The sequence below is a fragment of the Pseudomonas sp. PS02303 genome, assembly GCF_029959925.1.
GTDB classification, from domain to species: domain Bacteria; phylum Pseudomonadota; class Gammaproteobacteria; order Pseudomonadales; family Pseudomonadaceae; genus Aquipseudomonas; species Aquipseudomonas mandelii.
Map to the genome: position 1 here is coordinate 1 of NZ_JASCOM010000395.1, position 3,740 is coordinate 3,740.

A 3,740-nucleotide genomic window follows, 5' to 3' on the forward strand; every position below is an offset into this window, starting at 1 on the left:
CGAACTCAGCAGTGAAACGATGCATCGCCGATGGTAGTGTGGGGTTTCCCCATGTGAGAGTAGGTCATCGTCAAGATTAAATTCCGAAACCCCTATCTGCGTATGCAGGTAGGGGTTTTGTTTTGTCTGCAGGAAAGTGGTGTGACAAAAAAGGATAGCCGACGGGCTATCCCAGGTTTCAGCAGCATCGTTAGTGAAACTTCGGCAGAACGTATTCAGCTATCTCTTCAATAACCTCTGCCACAGGGCGTTCGCTACGACGCATGTGCAAGCCGACATGCTGCACACCAGCCTCACGTAACGCCTGAAGCTCATCAATCAAGGCCAGCCGTCCACAACTGCCACCGAAGCGCACACGTCGCATGGGGGTATGAGGATTAGCAGTCAGGTCCAAGTGTACGAAGCTGATATAAGGCTTATCGCCTCCAACTTCCCGCCACAGCCCCACTCGACGTCGGTGCTCATCCGGCGTACCAGGGTAGGCGAGCCAACCATCCATATGCTCACCAATCCAGGCCGGTGATTGTTGACCAAGACCTGCAACCAGCAGTGGCATAGGCTGATCTCGCTCCGGCAACAGGCGAGCGCCCTCAGGTAAACGACCTTCTCCCTGGCTGCGGATCAATTCAACCGTATCGCGAAAGATCTCCCCGCGCTGATCGTAATCCACCCCAAACAACGGATACTCCATCGGCCGGTCACCACTGGCCACCCCAAGGAGCAGACGCCCGTCACTCAGTTCATCAACACTGTTGGCGGCCTTGAGCGTTAGCCAAGGCTGACGCAATGGCAGCACAACCGCTGCTGTACCGAGCATGATGTTCTCCGTAATCCCGGCCAAATACCCAAGGTAAGAAAAGGTCTCAAAGACCTGTGCAGCGTCGCCAAAGTTGGGGTCGTAAACCGGCACATCACGTACCCAAAGTGCGCGGAAACCGGCGTTGTCAGCCAAACGTGCCATCGCCGCGTGCTGCTTCAAGTCGGGGACGCCAAAAGGCCGATCCTGAGCGATCCGCAGCCGCTGTCCATCATTGGACCAATCGTTATCCAGCGGCAGTTCCAGTCCGATGGAAAATCCATTCGAGCCGAGTAATCGTTGAAATCGTGGATGCATGAAAAGACTCCCAAACAACAAAATGGAATGACATGCACCCAGTATCTACAGGCTCATCTACAAGAAAAATGCATGAATCGGAATATCAATCTTGAGCAAAACGCACGAGTCAAAGAAAAAGCCGACCGTCGTTTTGACCCTCAAGGACAACCATTCGAGAAAATCCCACTAAAGTGACTGCACAGTTTTTGGTATGGTGCAGCTCGTTTTTTAACGGATTGATTTGCAGGCCTAAGGATCGCCCTCTTTTTTAGTCATAGAGCCGCTACAGAAATGCCCGAACCGATACCCATCAAGGACCACGAAAAAGAGACGCGTCTGGTCAACAAGCGGCTGATCGCCTGCGCCTTGTTCGTCGCCGCCATTTCCTGCGCGCTTGTGGTGCGCATGTATGTCCTGCAAGTGGTCGAATACGACTATCACTCGACCATCTCCGAAAACAACCGCGTCCATGTCCTGCCGATCACTCCGACCCGCGGGCTGATCTACGACCGCAACGGCGTAGTCCTCGCGGATAACCGTCCCAGTTTCAACCTCACCATCACCCGCGAGCGCGCCTCCGATGTCAAAGAGGAGCTCGATGAGGTGGTCAACCTCCTGCACTTGCCAGCCGAAGACCGGACACTGTTCGACAAGGCCATGAAACAGGCGCGCCACCCGTTCGTGCCGGTTACTCTGTTCTACGAGCTCAGTGAACAGCAAATCGCGGTTCTCGCGGTCAATGAGTTCCGTCTGCCGGGGATCGATGTCGAGCCCCAGTTCGTGCGCCATTACCCGTTTGGCGCACACTTTGCGCACTCGATCGGTTACGTTGGTCGTATCAACGAAAAAGAATCCAAAGCCCTCGACACGGTGGAGTATCGCGGCACCCAATCCATCGGCAAGACCGGCATTGAAAAATTCTACGAGTCGCAATTGCACGGCCAGGTGGGTTACGAAGAAGTCGAAACCAATGCCCAGGGCCGCGTACTGCGAGTGCTCAAGCACACCGATCCGATCCCCGGCAAAAACATTGTCCTGAGCCTGGACGTCAAACTTCAGGAAGCGGCCGAGGAAGCCTTGGGTGATCGTCGTGGTTCGGTGGTGGCGCTCGATCCGTCGACCGGTGAAGTACTGGCCATGGTCAGCAAGCCCAGTTTCGACCCGAACCTGTTCGTCACCGGCATCAGCTTCAAGGAATACGCGGCGCTGCACGACTCCATCGATCGGCCGCTGTTCAACCGCGTTCTGCGCGGCCTCTACGCGCCGGGTTCGACCATCAAGCCCGAAGTAGCCATTGCCGGCCTCGACGCTGGCGTCGTCACCCCTCAGACCCGCGTCTTTGACCCCGGTTATTACCAGCTCCCGGACTTTGATCACAAATACCGTAACTGGAACCACAGCGGCGACGGCTGGGTCGACATGGACGCGGCGATCATGCGCTCCAACGACACCTACTTCTATGACCTGGCCCACAAGCTGGGCATCGATCGCCTGCACGACTACATGGCCATGTTCGGCCTCGGCGAAAAAGTCTCGCTGGACATGTTCGAAGAGTCTGCCGGCTTGATGCCGTCGCAAGCGTGGAAGCGCGCTACGCGCCGTCAGGCCTGGTTTCCGGGCGAAACCGTGATCCTTGGCATCGGCCAGGGTTATATGCAGGTTACGCCGCTACAGCTGGCCCAGGCCACCGCGCTGATTGCCAACAAAGGTGTGTGGAACCGACCGCACCTGGCAAAGACCGTGGATGGCGTAGCGCCGGTGGACGAGCACCCTATGCCGAACATCCTGCTCAAGGATCCGCGTGACTGGGAGCAGGTCAACCATGGCATGCAGATGGTGATGCACGACGCCCGCGGGATTGCCAGAGCCGCAGCGCAAGGCGCTCAGTACCGCATTGCCGGCAAGAGTGGTACCGCGCAAGTCGTCGCGATCAAGCAAGGCGAGCGCTACAACCGGGCGAAAACCCTGGAGCGCAACCGCGACAATGCCTTGTTCGTCGGCTTCGCCCCGGCCGAGCACCCGAAGATCGTCATCTCGGTGATGATTGAAAACGGAGAGGCCGGTGGTCGCGTCGCCGGCCCAGTGGTGCGGCAGATCATGGACGCCTGGTTACTCGATCAGGACGGCCATCTAAAGCCGCAATACGCCACGCCAAGCAAAGCTCCGGGCGACCCTCACGTCTAAGCGCTCAAAGCTTCACAGCACAGGCTCACGAATACTGAGCATGTGCTGGAAGCTTTCGAGGAAGACCGTTTCGGCCTGACTCATCTTCTGCTCGCGGGTCCACAACAGCTGAATATCGAAACCCACCACCCCATCCTCCGGCGGCCATCTGGTGCTGTCCCTGGGGTTCGATATTTTCGAACTGGACCCGCAGAGCTAAGTGGCAGTGACCCGTGAAGGGTTCGCGGTGTTGGGCGAACGGATTCGTAGCCTTGGGTTGCGGTGTCTGATTGTGCAGGAGGGCGGGTACCACCTGGAGAGTCTTGAGGACAATGCCCGGGCGTTTTTTGTGAATGCCGAGGTGTGGCAGCTCTGAGATCATTGGGGCCAGGTACGTCGCCTTCGCGGGCAAGCCTCGCTCCTACAGGTTATTTGCCTGGGGGGGAATTTTGGTTCGCCTCAACCCTGTAGGAGCGAGGCT

General features: G+C 57.4%; 2 protein-coding genes and 2 pseudogenes. 2 read left to right on the forward strand and 2 right to left on the reverse strand.

From position 1 onward, the window contains the following. Window positions 1-190: 190 nt before the first annotated feature. On the reverse strand, window positions 191-1,114 hold the full coding sequence (locus tag QMX98_RS33145) for a TIGR03571 family LLM class oxidoreductase (RefSeq protein ID WP_077748924.1): 924 nt from the start codon (window positions 1,112-1,114) through the stop codon (window positions 191-193). 273 nt (window positions 1,115-1,387) lie between these two features. Between QMX98_RS33145 and mrdA the strand changes: the two genes are divergently transcribed. Further along, window positions 1,388-3,280: a penicillin-binding protein 2 gene (gene mrdA / locus QMX98_RS33150; RefSeq protein WP_010458391.1), complete on the forward strand. Its 1,893-nt coding sequence runs from the start codon at window positions 1,388-1,390 to the stop codon at window positions 3,278-3,280. A gap of 12 nt (window positions 3,281-3,292) precedes the next feature. On the opposite strand, the pseudogene QMX98_RS33155 reads toward mrdA, so the two are convergent. After that, window positions 3,293-3,424, reverse strand: a pseudogene (locus tag QMX98_RS33155) (LysR family transcriptional regulator); the annotation flags it as partial. 4 nt (window positions 3,425-3,428) lie between these two features. On the opposite strand from QMX98_RS33155, the pseudogene QMX98_RS33160 reads away from it, so the two are divergent. Continuing rightward, window positions 3,429-3,635 (forward strand): annotated as a pseudogene (locus tag QMX98_RS33160) (histone deacetylase family protein); the annotation flags it as partial. Window positions 3,636-3,740: the final 105 nt, after the last annotated feature.

Bases quoted from the DNA above. Each gene is read 5' to 3' on its own strand.
- QMX98_RS33145 (WP_077748924.1), bottom strand. From the start codon at position 1,114: ATGCATCCACGATTTCAACGATTACTCGGCTCGAATGGATTTTCCATC.
- mrdA (WP_010458391.1), top strand. From the start codon at position 1,388: ATGCCCGAACCGATACCCATCAAGGACCACGAAAAAGAGACGCGTCTG.